We start from the raw sequence: 15,645 nt of genomic DNA, 5'->3' as shown, positions 1-15,645 counted from the left end.
CGCGAGGAATGCGAGGCGGTGCGCGATCGCTGCGGCGTGCTGGCGATCACCGGGTTCACCCGCCTCAAGGTGCAGGGCCCCGGCGCGCGCGATTTCGTCGACGGGCTCTGCGCTTCGGCCCTGCCGCGCGAGGGGCGCATCGGGCTGATCTACTTCGCCGACGACCGCGGCCGCATCGTGACCGAGATGTCGGCGATCGTGCGCGGCGCGGATGAGGTCGATCTGATCACCGCCGCCGTGGCCCAGTGGCACGACGTCGAGCATCTTCGCCGCAGGGCGCCCGACGGCATCACCGTCACCGACCACAGCGAAGAGGTGGAGTGTCTGCTGGTCACCGGCCCGAAGACGCGTGAGATCCTCGCGCCCCTGACCGACCACGACCTGTCGCGCCCCTGGCTGTCGGTCAGCCGCGAGGGGCAGGTGGCGGGCAAGGCCTGCACCCTGGTGCGCGTGTCCTTCGCGGGCGAGTTGGGCTGGGAAATCCACTGCGCCCCCGAGGATGCGCCCGCGATTTGGGATGCGGTGACGCAGGCGGGGGCGAAGCCTTTCGGGATGTACGCGCTCAACAGCCTGCGGATCGAGAAAGGCTACCGCGCGTGGAAGGGCGATTTGTCCACCGATTACACCCTGCTGGAGGGCGGGCTCGACCGTTTCGTCAAGCTCGACAAACCCGCCGATTTCCCGGGCAAGGCGGCGCTGCTCAACGAGCGGCAGCAGGGGTCGGCCAAGCGGTTCGTGTCCCTGCGCGTGGATGCGGGCGCTCAGGACGCGCCCTACATGGCGACGCTCTGGCACGGCGATCAGGTGGTCGGGGAGGTGACATCGGGCGGCTGGGGCTACCGCGCCGACGCCTCGGTCGCGCTGGGGATGCTGCGCAGCGACCTGGCGCAGGACGGCACCGCGCTGGAGGTGGAGATCTTCGGCACCCGCCACGAGGCGGTGGTACAACCCGACCAGGCGATCTGGGACCCGGGGAACGAAAGGATCCGGGCATGAGCGACATCACCCTGCTTGACGGCGGCATGGGGCAGGAACTGGTGCACCGCGCCGGGGATCGTCCCACGCCGCTGTGGTCCACGCAGATCATGATCGAATTTCCCGGTCTCGTGGCGCAGGTGCACCGCGATTTCAACGCGGCCGGGGCCACAATCGCCACGACCAACACCTATGCCATCCACCGCGACCGACTGACCGGAACCCCGCTGGAGCCGCGCTTCGAGGAGCTGCACGCAATCGCGATGCGCGAGGCGCGCGAAAGCGGCGCGCGCAGGATCGCCGGGGCGATCGGGCCGCTCGGGGCATCCTACCGTCCCGATCTGCACCCCGAGGCCGAGGCGGGCGTGCCGCTTTACGCCGAGGTGGCGCAGTTGCTGGGCGCGCAATGCGACCTGCTGATCTGCGAGACCGTGGCGTCGGTCGAACATGCCGAAAGCGCGCTGGCGGGGGCTGTGCAGGCGGGCAGGCCGGTCTGGCTGGCGCTGAGCGTCGATGATCTCGACGGCCGCCGCCTGCGGTCGGGCGAGCCGCTGTCGGAGGTTCTGCCGATCGCTGAAGGCCGGGCCGCCGCCCTGCTGCTCAACTGCTCGATCCCCGAAGCGATCCCGGCAGGCCTGGAGGTGCTGGCGCGGGGCGCGCTGCCCTTCGGTGCCTATGCCAACGGGTTCGAGAAGATCTCGGAGGATTTCCTCAAGGACAAGCCCACCGTCGATTCGCTGAGCCGCCGCCGCGATCTGACGCCCGCCGCCTACGGCGAACATGCGCTGGGCTGGGTTGCACGGGGCGCCAGCATCATCGGCGGCTGCTGCGAGGTGGGTCCGAGCCATATCGCGGAAATCGCAACCAGGCTGCGCGCCGCCGGACACAGGATCGTATGATGAAGGATATTCCCCAAAACGCCCGCGTGGTCATCATCGGCGGCGGCGTGATCGGCTGTTCCGTCGCCTATCATCTGACCCGGCTGGGATGGCGCGACGTGGTGCTGCTGGAACGCAAGCAGCTGACATCGGGCACCACATGGCATGCCGCCGGGCTGATCGCCCAGTTGCGCGCCACCGCCAACATGACCAAGCTCGCGAAATACAGCCAGGAGCTCTATGGCGGGCTGGAGGAGGAAACCGGCGTCGCCACCGGGTTCCGACGCTGCGGCTCGATCACCGTCGCATTGACCCCGGAGCGGCGGGAAGAGATCTTTCGCCAGGCGGCGATGGCGCGCGCCTTCGGTGTCGCGGTCGAGGAGATTTCGGCGCGGGAAGTCAAGGACCGCTACCCGCATCTGAACATCGACGACGTGACCGCGGGCGTCTATCTGGAAAAGGACGGACAGGGCGATCCGGCGAATATCGCGCTGGCGCTCGCCAAGGGGGCGCGCCGGCGCGGCGCGCTGATCGTCGAGCAGACCCGTGCCAGCGGCGTGCGCCGCAACGGGCGCCGCATCACCGGCGTCGACTGGCAGCGCGGCGATGAGACGGGCCATATCGCCTGCGACATGGTCGTCAACTGCGCGGGCATGTGGGGCCATGAGGTGGGGCGGATGACGGGCACCAACGTGCCGCTTCATGCGTGCGAGCATTTCTACATCGTCTCGGAAGCCATCGCAGGGTTGACGCAGCTGCCCGTGCTGCGGGTGCCCGACGAATGCGCCTATTACAAGGAAGACGCCGGAAAGCTGTTGCTCGGCGCCTTCGAGCCGGTGGCGAAGCCCTGGGGCATGGACGGCATCCCCGACAGTTTCGAATTCGATCAGCTGCCCGAGGATTTCGACCATTTCGAGCCGATACTCGAACAGGCGATCAACAGGATGCCGATGCTGGCCGATGCCGGAATCCACACGTTCTTTAACGGTCCCGAAAGCTTTACCCCCGACGATGCCTATCATCTGGGGCAGGCGCCCGAGATGGATAATGTCTGGGTCGCGGCCGGGTTCAACTCGATCGGGATCCAGTCGGCGGGCGGCGCGGGCATGGCGCTGGCCCAATGGATGGAGGACGGTCAGAAACCCTTCGATCTCGGGGATGTGGATGTCAGTCGGATGCAGCCCTTCCAGGGCAACAGGCATTACCTGCGGGAACGGTCGCGCGAAACGCTCGGCCTGCTCTATGCCGATCATTTCCCGTTCCGGCAAAAGGCGACGGCGCGCGGGGTGCGGCGCACGCCGTTCCACGAACATCTGAAAGCGCGGGGCGCGGTCTTCGGGGAAATCGCGGGCTGGGAACGGGCAAACTGGTTCGCCCGTGACGGGCAGGAACGTGAATACCGCTATTCGTGGAAACGCCAGAACTGGTTCGACAACTGGGCCGCCGAACACCGGGCCGTGCGCGAGGGCGTGGGCATGTACGACATGTCTTCCTTCGGCAAGATCCGGGTCGAGGGGCGCGACGCGACCGCCTTTCTGAACCATGTCGGCGCCAATCAATACGACGTGCCGGTCGGGCGCATCGTCTATACGCAGTTCCTGAACCCGCGCGGCGGGATCGAGGCCGACGTGACGGTCACCCGCCTGTCGGAACTGGCCTATCTGGTCGTCACCCCCGCCGCCACCCGGCTGGCCGATCAGACCTGGCTGGAACGCCATCGCGGCGCGTTCAACGTGACAATCACCGACATGACCCCGGCCGAGGGCGTGCTGGCCGTCATGGGGCCGGGCGCGCGCGATCTGTTGCGCGCCGTGTCGCCTGCCGATTTCTCGAATGCCGCCAACCCTTTCGGCACTGCGCAGCAGATCGAACTGGGGATGGGGCAGGCGCGTGTGCACCGCGTCACCTATGTGGGGGAACTGGGCTGGGAGGTCTACGTCACCTCGGATATGGCGGCCCACGCCTTCGAGGTGCTGGCAGAGGCGGGCGCCGACCGGGGGCTGACGCTTTGCGGCATGCACATGATGGACAGCTGCCGGATGGAGAAGGGCTTCCGGCACTTCGGGCATGACATCACCGCTGAAGATCACGTGCTTGAGGCCGGGCTTGGCTTTGCCGTGAAAACCGACAAGCCCGATTTCATCGGCCGCGACGCGGTGTTGCGCAAGAAGGATGCGGGCCTGGACCGCAGGCTGGTGCAGTTCAAGCTGACCGACGCGGAGCCGCTGCTCTATCACAATGAGCCGATCTTGCGCGACGGGCAGCTTGTGGGCTACCTGTCGTCGGGGTCCTACGGACATCATCTTGGGGCGGCGATGGGAATGGGCTATGTGCCTTGCGCGGGCGAAATCGCCGCGCAGCTGCTGGCATCGCGCTATCAGATCGACGTGGCGGGAACCCTCGTGAGCGCGGAGGCGTCGCTGAAACCGATGTACGATCCGAAATCGGAGCGGGTGCGGATGTGAGGCTTGCGGGCCCGGCGGCTGAGTGTAATTGAGGCGCCATGATCCAGAATGCGCCGCCCCTGACGGAATACACGCCCCCCGACGACCCGCTGGTCATCGTTCATGACGACCCGCATCTGCTGCTGGTCGACAAGCCTGCGGGCCTGCTGTCGGTGCCGGGGCGCGGCGCGCATCTGGCCGATTGCCTGATCACCCGGGTGCAGCGCGTCTTTCCCGAGGCGCTGCTGGTGCATCGGCTGGATCGCGACACCTCCGGCATCATGGTTTTTGCGCTGTCGCCGCTGGCGCAGAAATCGCTGGGCCAGCAGTTTCAGGGTCGGCAGACGAAAAAGACCTATGTTGCCCGCGTATCCGGGCGGCTGGGCGAAAAAACCGGCGTCGTCGATCTGCCCATCATCGTGGATTGGCCGAACCGCCCGTTGCAAAAGGCCGACCACGATAACGGCAAGCCCGCGCTGACCGAATGGCGGGTGGTGCGGGCCAGCGACACGGAGACGCGGGTTCGGCTGTTCCCCAAGACCGGCCGCACGCATCAATTGCGTGTTCACATGCAGGCGATCGGCCACCCGATCCTGGGCGATCCCTTTTACGCCGAGGGTGCCGCGCGCGACGATTTCCCCCGCATGATGCTGCACGCCGAGGCGCTGCGCCTGAAGCATCCCGAGACCGGAATCGGGATGAGCTTTTCCGCGAAATGCCCTTTCTGAATGCCGCTGCCGGGCCTATCTGCGAAAGACGTCCCGGATACACCGTTGACACAAAGGAGATAGACATGGCCCTGCGCATTAACGATATCGCACCTGATTTCACGGCCGATACGACCGAAGGCCAGATCAGCTTTCACGACTGGATCGGTGATGGATACGCCGTCCTGTTCAGCCATCCGAAGGATTTCACGCCTGTCTGCACGACCGAGCTGGGCCAGATGGCCGGCATGGTCGATGAATTCGCCAAGCGCGACGCCAAGATCATCGGCATCTCCGTCGATCCGGTCGAGGATCACCATAAGTGGAAATCCGACATCCAGTCATTGACCGGCAATCAGGTGTCCTATCCCATGATCGGCGACCCCGACCTGAAAATCGCCAAGCTCTATGATATGCTGCCGGCCGAAGAGACGCGCACCGACGGGCGGACGCCTGCCGACAACGCCACCGTGCGCTCGGTCTTCGTGATCGGCCCCGACAAGAAGGTCAAGCTGAGCCTAACCTATCCGATGACCACGGGCCGCAACTTCGACGAGATCCTGCGCGCGCTGGATTCGATCCGTCTGACCGCGCAGCACAAGGTCGCCACGCCCGCCAACTGGCAGCAGGGCGCCGATGTGATCGTCACCCCCGCCGTCAGCGATGACGAGGCGCGTGAAAAATTCGGCGAATTCGAGCAGCGACTGCCCTATCTGCGCACGGTCAAGCAGCCGGGCTGATCTTTCGCCATCTCGGACCTCGGTGAATTCGGCTGGCCGCCTCGGCTATTTTGCGGCCAGCCGCGACACGACAGTGAGAAGCTGTGCGATCGCGTCGTGCTCGGATCTTTCATTTTCGGGTTTCCGGCCACCCTCCTGATCCTGCAGGGGGGCGACCTTCATTCCTGCGATGTCGCGCTCGCGATTTGAACGCTTTCGCCGCGTTTCGTCCAGCGGCGGGCGCAGGGTGACGTGCCTTACCTTCGCTTCGGGAAGGTGCGCCCGGCATTTTTCCAGCCATTGATCGGCGCCCGAAAAAGGCCCCAGAATATCGGTGACACCGGTTTCCCGGGCGCTGCGCAACAGTTGCGCCACGATTGCCAGATCGTCAATCACCAGGAGGGTCCGACGATTGGACGATGCTCTCGGTTGGTTGTCGGCCTCCGGTTTCTGTGCGGATTTCAGAAAGAAGACGTGTTCCCCGGCAATGGAAAGCGCGCGGGTATCATACTTACTATGCATAATTTTTACTGCCTTTGGTCTCTTGCCTGAAACAATGCATACACGGATTTTAAATTATGCAAAGTAAAAACTTGGGGTTGAGCAAGTATTTTCTGCAATCTATGTCCTGCGAGGCTCGATCGAAGCGGTCTTGCCGAAAAAATCGATATACTAAGGTATAATCTGGCATTCCTGTCGTTCGTTCGACTGTTTGACCTTGGGGAAAGACAACCTATAAGGGAATTTTGTTAATCTTTATTAAGAAAATCTAAATACCAACTTGATCGGCCCAGGGCCATTGTGTGGTTTCGGGCTGGCAAAGGTGGCCGGACAAACCGCCTGACTGACCCGGATGGGGCGCGGGGCTGCGGCTCCTGGCGCGGCCCCGGCGAAGGACCCTGCGCGCAGGACCGCGCCGCCGTCACGGCGAGAGGTCAAAGCGGGGCGACCTCGTGGGTGAGTGCTTGAAGGAAACGCGCCCTCAGACGAGGCGGCGGACCGCGCCGATCAGCTTATCGACCGGCATCATTTTGTCGCAGATCGGCGTCTGCGGGAACTCCCGTTTCAGATCCTCGGACTCCGCGCGGGACGTGTAGAAGAGGAAGGGGATTTCCGACTCGCGCAGCTTGCGCGCCAGCGGCAGGGAATCCGAGTCCAGCAGATCGATGTCCAGAACCGCCAGATGCGGCAGGGTTTCGGCGCAATATTCCAGTCCATCGGCAAGGCGGGGGAACGGGCCGACGACCTTTGCCCCTACGGCGCTCAGCTCCTCGCTCAGCATCATGCCCAGGATGGCTTCATCCTCCACCACCATGACGGTTTTGCCCTCGAGCGGGCCTCCCGCGTGCAGGGCGTTCTCTTTCGCCTCTATTTTCATGCCCTTGGACGCTCCCCACCTCGAACTTTACAATTATTATAATGCGTATTTGCATAAATAACATAGCAACTATCGGGCGAGCTGCAAGTGTGCCGTTCACTGTGGCCGACGAGTGACCCCCGGGCAGCAAAAAGCCCCGGCGCCTGGCCGGGGCTTTCTTGATTTCAAAGGGCGGGGATGCTTAGTTCGCCGCTGCTTCCTGCTTGCTTTCCTGACCGGTTTCCTGGTCGACCATCTTCATCGACAGGCGCACCTTGCCCCGATCGTCGAAGCCCAGCAGCTTGACCCAGACCTCCTGACCTTCCTTCAGCACGTCGGACGGATGGTTCAGGCGCTTGTTCTCGATCTGGCTGACATGCACCAGGCCGTCACGCTTGCCGAAGAAGTTCACGAAGGCGCCGAAATCGACGATCTTGACGACCTTGCCCTTGTAGATCTTGCCTTCCTCGGGCTCGGCCACGATCGAATGGATCATGTCGTAGGCCTTCTGGATCGACTCGGCGTTGGCGGATGCGATCTTGATGATGCCATCGTCGTTGATGTCGACCTTGGCGCCAGAGGTTTCCACGATTTCGCGGATGACCTTGCCGCCCGATCCGATGACTTCGCGGATCTTGTCGGTCGGCACCTGCATCGTCTCGATGCGCGGGGCGTGGGCGGAGAATTCCTGACGGCCTTCGGTCAGGGCTTTCGCCATCTCGTCGAGGATGTGCAGGCGGCCCGCCTTGGCCTGATCCAGCGCCTTTTCCATGATCTCGGGGGTGATGCCGGCCACCTTGATGTCCATCTGGAGGCTGGTGATGCCGTCCTGGGTGCCCGCGACCTTGAAGTCCATGTCGCCCAGGTGATCCTCATCGCCCAGAATGTCGGTCAGCACCGCATATTCGCCGCTGTCCTCGAGGATGAGGCCCATGGCGACACCGGCCACCGGCGATTTCAGCGGGACGCCCGCATCCATCATCGACAGCGAGCTGCCGCAGACCGTGGCCATCGAGGAGGACCCGTTCGATTCGGTGATCTCGGACACCAGGCGGATGGTGTAGGGAAAATCGGTCGCGGCGGGCAGAACCGCCTGAAGCGCGCGCCATGCCAGTTTGCCGTGGCCGATTTCGCGACGACCCGGAGGGCCAACGCGACCCACTTCGCCGACCGAATAGGGGGGGAAGTTGTAGTGCAGCAGGAAATTCGAGCGCGAGTTGCCGTGCAGCGCGTCGATGATCTGCTCATCCTCGCCGGTGCCCAACGTGGTCACAACAAGCCCCTGCGTCTCGCCGCGCGTGAACAGCGCGGACCCGTGGGTGCGGGGCAGGATGCCGACCTCGGACGAGATCGGGCGCACGGTGTCGAGCGCCCGGCCGTCGATGCGCTTGCCGGATTTGACGACATCGCCGCGCAACACCGCGCTTTCGAGCTTCTTGAAGGCGGAGCCGAGGTTGGCGTCGGCTTGCTCCTCCTCGCTCAGCTGCTCCTTGACCGCGTCGCGGGCAGCGGAAATCGCGTTGGTGCGCTCCTGCTTGTCGGTGATGGCGAAGGCGGCGCGCATCATGTCTTCGCCCAGTGATTTCACCCGCTCGTAAAGCGCGGAGTAATCGGCAGGCTGGAAATCGAAGGGCTCCTTCGCGGCGGCTTCGGCCAGATCGATGATCAGGTCGATCACCGGCTGGATCTGCTCGTGCCCGAACTTCACCGCGCCCAGCATTTCCGCTTCGGACAGCTCGTAGGCTTCGGACTCGACCATCATCACGGCGTCCTTGGTGCCCGCGACGACCAGATCAAGGCGCTGGTCGGGGTTCGAGCGCAGGCCGTCCATGTCCGACACTTCGGGGTTGAGCACGTATTCGCCATCCTCGAAGCCCACGCGGCAGCCCGCGATCGGCCCCATGAAGGGCGCGCCCGACAGCGTCAGCGCGGCGGAGGCCGCGATCATCGCGACCATGTCGGGGTCGTTGACGAGGTCATGGCTGAGCACGGTGCACATCACCAGCACTTCGTTCTTGAAGCCGGGAACGAACAGCGGGCGGATCGGGCGGTCGATCAGACGGGCGGTCAGCGTCTCTTTCTCGGACGGGCGCGCCTCGCGCTTGAAGAAGCCGCCGGGCACCTTGCCCGCGGCATAGTATTTTTCCTGGTAGTGGACCGTCAGCGGGAAGAAGTCCTGGCCGGGCTTCTGCTCCTTGGCGAAGGTCACGGCGGCCATGACGGAGGTTTCGCCCAAAGTGGCGATCACGCAGCCGTCGGCCTGGCGGGCGATCTTGCCCGTTTCGAGCGTGAGCGTGTCTTCGCCCCACTCCATCGATTTTTTCGTTACGTTGAACATCTCGTATCCTGTCTGGGATCACACGGCGCTCCGCATGTCCCGATTGAATGGCGGCCCCATTGCCGCCGCCCCTGTCATCGTTTCATGCGCCGGGGCCGGGCGTCACGTCTCAGATGCGCTGCCCCCTACAGCAAAACGCGGCCCTTGACCATGGCAAGAGTGCGGGGGCCGCTCTCGGCCGTGTCAAAGATCGGGGGGCGGGTACGAAAAAGGCCGCCAAAGCGGCGGCCTTCGTGTCGGTGCTGGTCCTGCGTCCGCTCAGCGGCGCAGCCCCAGGCGCTTGATGAGATCCTGGTAACGGGCCTCGTCCTTGGCGCGGGCATAATCCAGCAGCTTGCGGCGCTGGGCGACCATTTTCAGAAGGCCACGGCGGCCGTGGTTGTCCTTCTTGTGGGTCTTGAAGTGCTCGGTCAGGGTGGCGATGCGGCTGGACAGGATGGCGACCTGTACCTCGGGCGAGCCGGTGTCGCCTTCCTTGGTCGCGAATTCCTTCATGATGCGCTGCTTTTCTTCGACGGTGATCGACATCGGGGTCTCCTTTTCGGTTTCAGGTTCATGGCGCAGGCCGGGATGTCGTCCAGCACAGGCCCGTGGAGTGCCCGCCAAGCGGCGGATGCGCGCGTATAGGAGAAATTCGCGGCAATGGAAACCCCGGATGCAGCGTTCCCGCCTCTCGCGCATCGCGCAGGATCGGGCGTATCGCGCATCGCGCGGGACCGGGCGTATCGCGGGGGGGGCGTCGTGATCCGGCCGGGCGCGGGGGCGGCGCGGAACGTCGGGGGAGGGCGGGCTCAGCCCGGTCCTGCGCCGCCGGCTGCCGGTTCGTCCCAGCGCCGCGGCTGCACCGCGTAGGCGATGTAGAGCGGGTGGCGCGGGTGGCCCTCCCTGGACAGGCCCAGGTGGCTCAGCGGAATCTGCGCGCCGCGCAGCAGGGTCTCGACCTGCGGGCCGCGGTCCAGATGCGCGCCGTGGGTGCCCCAGGCGCAGACGGTCGCGTCCGCCCAGTCCGCCGCCGCCAGGATGGCCGCGTCATTGCCGGGCCCGACCGGGTCCGCGGCCCTGCGCATCGCACGCGGATCGGTGTCGCGCCAGGCGAATATGTTGGTGACGCAGAAGGCGCCGTAGCCCAGTGCCCGCGCGCGCCGTTCGCAGCGTTCCACGGTGGGGTCGTTCTGGATTTCCGTCGCGGTGGAGGGATTGAGCATCACGAAATGCACCCGGCGTTCGTCCGGGTCCCAGATCCGGGTGAGGCTGTAGCGGTAGCGTTCGCAGTCGGAATAGACCGCGGTGGAGGCCGCGTCCTCCTTTTGATGGGTGCGGGTGATCATGGCGGGTGTCGGAGCCTCCGGCGGGGATATTTGCCCTCGGATGAAGTCAGGTTTCTGTGGCGGCGGTCACGAACACGCGCGAAGGGTGCAGCGTGCCGCTGCGATAGGTGCCGACCGCGACGGCCTGCCCCTCGTGCGAGGCCCAGGCGGTGTCGCCGTATTGCGCCTGCGAGGTGATGACGGGCGCGGGGTTGCCGTTGCGCATTCTGGCAGCGGCCTCGGCGGTGCAGCGCAATTCCGGCAGATCGCAAAGTCCGGTTTCCAGCGCAAGCAGGTGGTCGTCGAGCGCGGGCGTGCGGGCCAGCTGCTGAACCTGATCCAGGCTCAGCCCGTCTTCGGCGTCGAACGGGCCGGACCAGATCCGGCGCAGGTCCCTCACATGGGCGTGGCAGCCCAGCGCCGCGCCCAGATCACGCGCGATGGCGCGGACGTATCCGCCCTTGCCGCAGGTCAGCTCCAGCGTGACGTGGTCGGCGTCGGGCCGGTCGGTCAGGCGCAGCTCCTCCACCCACAGGGGGCGGGCGGCCAAGGTCATGTCCTCGCCCTCGCGGGCCAGCTTGTAGGCGCGTTCGCCATCGACCTTCACCGCCGAGAACTGCGGCGGCACCTGCATGATCTCGCCTTCGAAGGCGGGCAGGGCGGCGGCGATGGTGTCGGTGTCGGGGCGCGTGTCGCTTTGCGCGATGACCTCGCCTTCGGCGTCGTCGGTGTTGGTGGCCTGCCCCAGCCGGACGGTGAAGCGGTAGGCCTTGAGCGCATCGGTGATGAAGGGCACGGTCTTCGTCGCCTCGCCCAGCGCTATGGCCAGCACGCCCGTGGCATCGGGGTCGAGCGTGCCGGCATGGCCCGCCTTGCGCGCGTCGAGCGCCCAGCGCACCTTGTTCACTACCGCGGTGGATGTGATGCCGGCGGGCTTGTCGATGACAAGCCAGCCCGAGATGTCGCGTCCCTTGCGTTTGCGGCCCATGATGTCATGCCTCTTGGTTCTGGTTGGTGTTCTCTTGTGCGTCGCGTGACCTGCCTGTCGGTTTGGCGGTCGCACGTTCGCGCGGCGGCGGCCGTCGCGTCAGTCCGCGGGCCGCACCGTGCCCACGATGGGGCCCATCAGGGGCCCCGCATCCGACCGGTCGAGTTGCGGGGCATAGAGCCGCGAGACGTTGCCGTCGATATAAAGTGCATCGGGCGTGCCCAGATGATCGCGGAACAGGCTGGCGAATTCGTAGAAGGTCACCGCGCTGCGGGAGATCACGAAATAGGCCAGCCGCCCGTCCGCGCTGACGCCCACCCCGTTGCGGATGAACCGGGAGGTGCCGTCGGGCATGAACTGGGGGTGCAGCGCGCCGTCTATGACCAGCATCGGCCCGGTCTGGCTGGCGTAGGTGCAATCGGGCTTTTCCCGCTCGAAGCGCAGCGTTTCGACGACCCGCGCGCGCTTGTCGCCGATGCAGAACACCCCGTTTGGCAGCAGGCCGAAATTGCCCGGACCCTCATTGGTCACCAGGCGCATCTTTTGCTTGCCGTCCTCGAGGTAGAGCCCGACCGGGTCGCGGTCCTCGTGATACATGCCGCCGTTCATCGCGAAGCTGAGGATCTTGCCCTGGCGTTTCAGGTCCGCGGCCAGCGGCGCGAAATCGCCATAGACGCGGCCCTGCGCATCGCTGTGCCACAGGCGCAGTTCCTCGCGCGTCAGATCGACCGAGCAGACGGTGAAGCGGTTGCCCGAGACATCCGTGTTCTCACAGCTGACCGCCGCGGCGCCCTTCGCGCCCGCCAGCAGCAGCAGCGGGGCCAGGATCAGCGCCGGCAGTTGCCCCAGAAAGGGGGCGCAGGCAACGCGGGCGCGCGTCATTCTTCTTCGTCCAGATCGCGGCGCACGTTGTCCTGGGCCAGGATCGCGCGGGTGGCGTCCATGCGATCGAAGGTCTCGTCGATCTGGAATCGCAGTTCGGGCGAGAACTTGAGCGTCAGGTTCTTGGCCACCTGGCGGCGCAGCTCGTGCCGGTTGTTGCGCAGGGCCGCCAGCGCCTCCTCCTTGTGATCGCCGCCCAGCGGCAGGACATAGGCCGGGGCCACGCGCCGGTCGGGCGTGGGGCGCACCGCGCCGACGGTGATGGACATCCGGTTGAGGTCGGGGTCGTGAATGTCGCCGCGCAGCAGCACGTCGGACAGGGTGCGGCGGATCAGCTCGCCGACGCGAAGCTGTCGTTGCGAGGGTCCCTCGCCGGAATGAAAGCGGTTCTTGGCCATGCGCCCGACATAAGCTGCTTCGACCTGCTCGGCAACCGAGGCTTTGCCATGCGCGCGCGCATTGATTAGACCGGGCGCGTGGTCCGGGCGTGCAGCCCGGGCGAGGGGCCGCACGGGCCCCGGACGCGTCAAGCCGAGAGGGAGCCGGACGGATGAGTGAGAATGCAGCTTTGCCGGGGATCGTGGTGACGGGGGCCTCGGGGCGGATGGGGCAGATGCTGATCCGCACCATCGTGCAAAGCGATGCGGCCCGGCTGGCCGGTGCCGTCGAACGCGACGGGCATGAATGGATCGGTGGCGATCTGGGGCGGGCGATGGGCGGCGCGGAAAACGGCGTGATCGTCAGCGCCGACGCGGGCGCCGTGTTCGAGGATGCGCAGGCGGTGATCGATTTCACCGCTCCGGCGGCCACGGTGGCATTCGCCCCGCTGGCCGCCCGCGCGGGCGCCGCGCATGTGATCGGGACGACCGGCCTGAGCGAGGACGACATCGCGGCGCTGGAACGCGCCGCGCAGGGCGGCGTGATCGTGCGCGCGGGCAACATGAGCCTGGGCGTCAACCTGCTGGTGCAGCTGACCCGTCAGGTCGCCGCCGCACTGGATGCCGATTTCGACATCGAGGTGGTCGAGGCGCACCACCGGCACAAGGTCGACGCGCCCTCGGGCACCGCGCTGATGCTGGGCGAGGCGGCGGCGGACGGGCGCGGCGTGGCGTTGCGCGATGTGTCCGACCGGGGCCGTGACGGCATTACCGGCGCCCGCAGGCGCGGCGACATCGGTTTCAGCGCCATTCGCGGCGGCGATGTCGTGGGCGAACATGACGTGATCTTCGCCGCCGACGGAGAGCGGATCGTGCTGCGCCATCTGGCCACCGACCGGGCCATTTTCGCGCGTGGTGCGCTCAAGGCGGCGCTGTGGGCGCAGGGGCGGCCGAAGGGGGCCTATGACATGCTGGACGTTCTGGGGCTCAAGCCCCGGCCGTGAGCCAGGATCAGAAATCCACTGCCAGACCTTTGCGTTCCCAGTCGCCGTAGCGCACCGGCTCGGGGCCGTCGCGGCCGCCCAGCTCCGGTGGCAGCTCGGCCTGCCGCGACGCGGCGCACCTGCGTTCGGCGGCTTCGGCCAGGGCGCGCTTTGCGGCTTCGGGCAGATCGGTTCGGTTGGCGTGGTCGGCGTAGTCGGGGCGCTGGGTGCCGGTCGATGCGTCGGCGGCCGGGGGCGCCGTCGCGGGCGCGGGGGGGCGGGCTTTGTTCATCGTCTTTCCTTGAGGCTGCATCGCTGTTGATATACGCGGTGCGGATCGCGGAACAAGGGATGGACAGATGGCAAAGCCCGGCGTGGCGGCACGACGCGCGGCAGTCCGACTGCTGGATGAGGTTCTGGACAAGGCGCGCCCGCTGTCCGAGCTGGCGGAAATCCTGGAGCCGCTGGACCCGGCGGAGCGTGCCCGCGCGCAGCGGCTGGCGAGCACCACCCTGCGCCAGCTTGGGCCCGCCGATGCGATGTTGCAGCCGCTTTTGCGCAAGGAGCCGCCGCTTTTTGTGCGAAATGTTCTGCGGCTGGCGGTGGTGGAGCTGTGCCACGAAGACGCGGCATCGCATGGTGTGGTGGACAGCGCCGTTTCGCTGGTGCGCGGGCGGCGCAAGTCCGCGCATCTGAGCGGGCTGGTCAACGCCGTGTTGCGGCGGGTCAGCGCCGAGGGATGCGACGGCTGGGCGGATCTGCCGGTGACGCGGCTGCCCGCATGGCTGCGCAGCCGTCTGGCCGCGCAATACGGCGAGCAGGCGGTGCAGGCGATGGAGCGAGTGCAGGCCGACGACCCGCCGCTGGATCTGACGCCGAAAGCCCCGGCGCAGGCGGCCGAGCTCATGCAGCGCCTGGCCGACGATCCGGCGTCGGCGTTCCGGGCGCAGCTGATGCCGGGGGGCACCGTCCGGCTGCGCGGTCCGGCGCAGGTCAGCGCGCTGGCGGGCTATGAAACGGGCGATTGGTGGGTGCAGGATCACGCGGCGGCCTGGCCGGTCCGGGTCCTGCAGCCCGCATCGGGCGAACAGGTGCTGGACCTGTGCGCCGCGCCGGGGGGCAAGACCATGCAGATCGCCGCGGCGGGCGCGGATGTGACCGCGCTGGATCTGTCGGCCGAGCGGGCGGAAAGGCTGCGCGAGAACCTGCGCCGGACCGGGCTGCGCGCGCGCGTGGTGGTGGGGGACGCGCTCAGCTACGACGGCGGCCCGTTCGACGCCATCCTGCTCGATGCGCCCTGTTCGGCCACCGGCACGATCCGCCGCCACCCCGATCTGCCCCATGCCAAGGGCGACAAGGACATCGGCCGCATCGCGCGGCTTCAGGCGCGGATGATCGACCATGCGCTGAAATTGCTGAAGCCGGGCGGGCGGCTGGTCTACTGCGTCTGCTCGCTGCTGCCGCAGGAAGGCGAAGCGCAGGTTGCCGCCGCGCTCGCGCGGCATGCGGGGCTGCGCGTCGCGCCGGTTCCGCCGCTTGCCGGTCTCGCCCCGGAATGGGCCGCGCCGGACGGCGGGCTGCGCCTGCGCCCGGATCTGCCCGCGGATCACGGCGGGATGGACGGTTTCTACATCGCGCGGCTCGAATTCGCCGGTGACACCTCCGGGGGGGTGACCTAGACTGTCCGCAA

The 15,645-nt window shown here is 66.6% G+C and carries 16 protein-coding genes; 7 read left to right on the top strand and 9 right to left on the bottom strand.

The window, feature by feature from the left end; genetic code table 11:
* From ACU0BR_RS02285 to ACU0BR_RS02265, 5 genes are all read left to right on the top strand, one after another.
* Nucleotides 1-996: aminomethyltransferase family protein (locus ACU0BR_RS02285; protein WP_446155222.1), on the top strand; the 996-nt coding region annotated here is incomplete at its 5' end.
* Nucleotides 993-1,874, top strand: a complete 882-nt coding sequence (locus tag ACU0BR_RS02280; RefSeq protein WP_446155221.1) for a homocysteine S-methyltransferase family protein — start codon at nucleotides 993-995, stop codon at nucleotides 1,872-1,874. The genes ACU0BR_RS02285 and ACU0BR_RS02280, both read left to right, overlap by 4 nt.
* Entirely contained in the window at nucleotides 1,874-4,318 is a 2,445-nt protein-coding gene (locus ACU0BR_RS02275; RefSeq protein ID WP_446155220.1) for a GcvT family protein, read from the top strand. The genes ACU0BR_RS02280 and ACU0BR_RS02275 overlap by 1 nt, the downstream gene beginning before the upstream one ends.
* A 38-nt stretch (nucleotides 4,319-4,356) precedes the next feature.
* Nucleotides 4,357-5,025, top strand: coding sequence for an RluA family pseudouridine synthase (locus ACU0BR_RS02270; RefSeq protein WP_446155219.1), 669 nt, complete (start codon nucleotides 4,357-4,359; stop codon nucleotides 5,023-5,025).
* Nucleotides 5,026-5,090: 65 nt separating this feature from the next.
* Entirely contained in the window at nucleotides 5,091-5,744 is a 654-nt protein-coding gene (locus tag ACU0BR_RS02265) for a peroxiredoxin (protein WP_446155218.1), read from the top strand.
* Nucleotides 5,745-5,789: 45 nt separating this feature from the next.
* Here the strand turns inward: ACU0BR_RS02265 and ACU0BR_RS02260 are convergent, their stop codons facing one another.
* From ACU0BR_RS02260 to rbfA, 8 genes are all read right to left on the bottom strand, one after another.
* Nucleotides 5,790-6,119, bottom strand: coding sequence for a hypothetical protein (locus tag ACU0BR_RS02260; RefSeq protein ID WP_446155217.1), 330 nt, complete (start codon nucleotides 6,117-6,119; stop codon nucleotides 5,790-5,792).
* Nucleotides 6,120-6,705: 586 nt separating this feature from the next.
* A complete protein-coding gene (locus ACU0BR_RS02255; protein ID WP_446155216.1) occupies nucleotides 6,706-7,101 on the bottom strand; it encodes a hypothetical protein in 396 nt (131 codons plus the stop codon).
* A 181-nt stretch (nucleotides 7,102-7,282) separates the two neighbouring features.
* A complete protein-coding gene (gene pnp, locus ACU0BR_RS02250) occupies nucleotides 7,283-9,418 on the bottom strand; it encodes a polyribonucleotide nucleotidyltransferase (RefSeq protein ID WP_446155215.1) in 2,136 nt (711 codons plus the stop codon).
* A 258-nt stretch (nucleotides 9,419-9,676) separates the two neighbouring features.
* The gene (rpsO, locus tag ACU0BR_RS02245; protein WP_446155214.1) at nucleotides 9,677-9,946 is read right to left on the bottom strand and encodes a 30S ribosomal protein S15; all 270 of its coding nucleotides are present in this window, start codon (nucleotides 9,944-9,946) and stop codon (nucleotides 9,677-9,679) included.
* Nucleotides 9,947-10,209: 263 nt separating this feature from the next.
* Complete coding sequence (locus tag ACU0BR_RS02240) at nucleotides 10,210-10,746, bottom strand: DUF1643 domain-containing protein (RefSeq protein WP_446155213.1); 537 nt, start codon at nucleotides 10,744-10,746, stop codon at nucleotides 10,210-10,212.
* A 46-nt stretch (nucleotides 10,747-10,792) separates the two neighbouring features.
* Complete coding sequence (gene truB / locus ACU0BR_RS02235) at nucleotides 10,793-11,713, bottom strand: tRNA pseudouridine(55) synthase TruB (RefSeq protein ID WP_446155212.1); 921 nt, start codon at nucleotides 11,711-11,713, stop codon at nucleotides 10,793-10,795.
* Between the two features lie 99 nt (nucleotides 11,714-11,812).
* Nucleotides 11,813-12,595 carry a phosphodiester glycosidase family protein gene (locus tag ACU0BR_RS02230; RefSeq protein ID WP_446155211.1) on the bottom strand — a complete coding sequence of 261 codons (783 nt, stop codon included), beginning with the start codon at nucleotides 12,593-12,595 and terminating at the stop codon, nucleotides 11,813-11,815.
* Entirely contained in the window at nucleotides 12,592-12,993 is a 402-nt protein-coding gene (gene rbfA / locus ACU0BR_RS02225; protein ID WP_446155210.1) for a 30S ribosome-binding factor RbfA, read from the bottom strand. Before rbfA ends, ACU0BR_RS02230 begins: the two co-directional genes overlap by 4 nt.
* Before the next feature lie 152 nt (nucleotides 12,994-13,145).
* Between rbfA and dapB the strand changes: the two genes are divergently transcribed.
* Nucleotides 13,146-13,976 (top strand): 4-hydroxy-tetrahydrodipicolinate reductase, encoded by an 831-nt coding sequence (gene dapB / locus ACU0BR_RS02220; RefSeq protein ID WP_446155209.1) that lies wholly within the window; start codon nucleotides 13,146-13,148, stop codon nucleotides 13,974-13,976.
* A 7-nt stretch (nucleotides 13,977-13,983) separates the two neighbouring features.
* Here dapB and ACU0BR_RS02215 read toward each other — a convergent pair whose 3' ends face one another.
* Nucleotides 13,984-14,247, bottom strand: a complete 264-nt coding sequence (locus ACU0BR_RS02215; protein WP_446155208.1) for a DUF1674 domain-containing protein — start codon at nucleotides 14,245-14,247, stop codon at nucleotides 13,984-13,986.
* A gap of 67 nt (nucleotides 14,248-14,314) precedes the next feature.
* Here ACU0BR_RS02215 and ACU0BR_RS02210 point away from each other — a divergent pair, with 67 nt between their 5' ends.
* A complete protein-coding gene (locus tag ACU0BR_RS02210) occupies nucleotides 14,315-15,634 on the top strand; it encodes an RsmB/NOP family class I SAM-dependent RNA methyltransferase (RefSeq protein WP_446155207.1) in 1,320 nt (439 codons plus the stop codon).
* The last annotated feature ends 11 nt before the right edge of the window (nucleotides 15,635-15,645 follow it).

Source organism: Brevirhabdus sp. (assembly GCF_052826345.1).
This window is presented reverse-complemented; position numbering and strand designations above follow the sequence as displayed.

Coding starts and splice junctions, on each gene's coding strand:
- ACU0BR_RS02255 (WP_446155216.1), bottom strand. CDS start 7,101: ATGAAAATAGAGGCGAAAGAGAACGCCCTGCACGCGGGAGGCCCGCTC.
- ACU0BR_RS02265 (WP_446155218.1), top strand. CDS start 5,091: ATGGCCCTGCGCATTAACGATATCGCACCTGATTTCACGGCCGATACG.
- dapB (WP_446155209.1), top strand. CDS start 13,146: ATGAGTGAGAATGCAGCTTTGCCGGGGATCGTGGTGACGGGGGCCTCG.
- ACU0BR_RS02275 (WP_446155220.1), top strand. CDS start 1,874: ATGAAGGATATTCCCCAAAACGCCCGCGTGGTCATCATCGGCGGCGGC.
- pnp (WP_446155215.1), bottom strand. CDS start 9,418: ATGTTCAACGTAACGAAAAAATCGATGGAGTGGGGCGAAGACACGCTC.
- truB (WP_446155212.1), bottom strand. CDS start 11,713: ATGGGCCGCAAACGCAAGGGACGCGACATCTCGGGCTGGCTTGTCATC.
- ACU0BR_RS02240 (WP_446155213.1), bottom strand. CDS start 10,746: ATGATCACCCGCACCCATCAAAAGGAGGACGCGGCCTCCACCGCGGTC.
- rbfA (WP_446155210.1), bottom strand. CDS start 12,993: ATGGCCAAGAACCGCTTTCATTCCGGCGAGGGACCCTCGCAACGACAG.
- ACU0BR_RS02215 (WP_446155208.1), bottom strand. CDS start 14,247: ATGAACAAAGCCCGCCCCCCCGCGCCCGCGACGGCGCCCCCGGCCGCC.
- ACU0BR_RS02230 (WP_446155211.1), bottom strand. CDS start 12,595: ATGACGCGCGCCCGCGTTGCCTGCGCCCCCTTTCTGGGGCAACTGCCG.
- ACU0BR_RS02270 (WP_446155219.1), top strand. CDS start 4,357: ATGATCCAGAATGCGCCGCCCCTGACGGAATACACGCCCCCCGACGAC.
- ACU0BR_RS02280 (WP_446155221.1), top strand. CDS start 993: ATGAGCGACATCACCCTGCTTGACGGCGGCATGGGGCAGGAACTGGTG.
- rpsO (WP_446155214.1), bottom strand. CDS start 9,946: ATGTCGATCACCGTCGAAGAAAAGCAGCGCATCATGAAGGAATTCGCG.
- ACU0BR_RS02210 (WP_446155207.1), top strand. CDS start 14,315: ATGGCAAAGCCCGGCGTGGCGGCACGACGCGCGGCAGTCCGACTGCTG.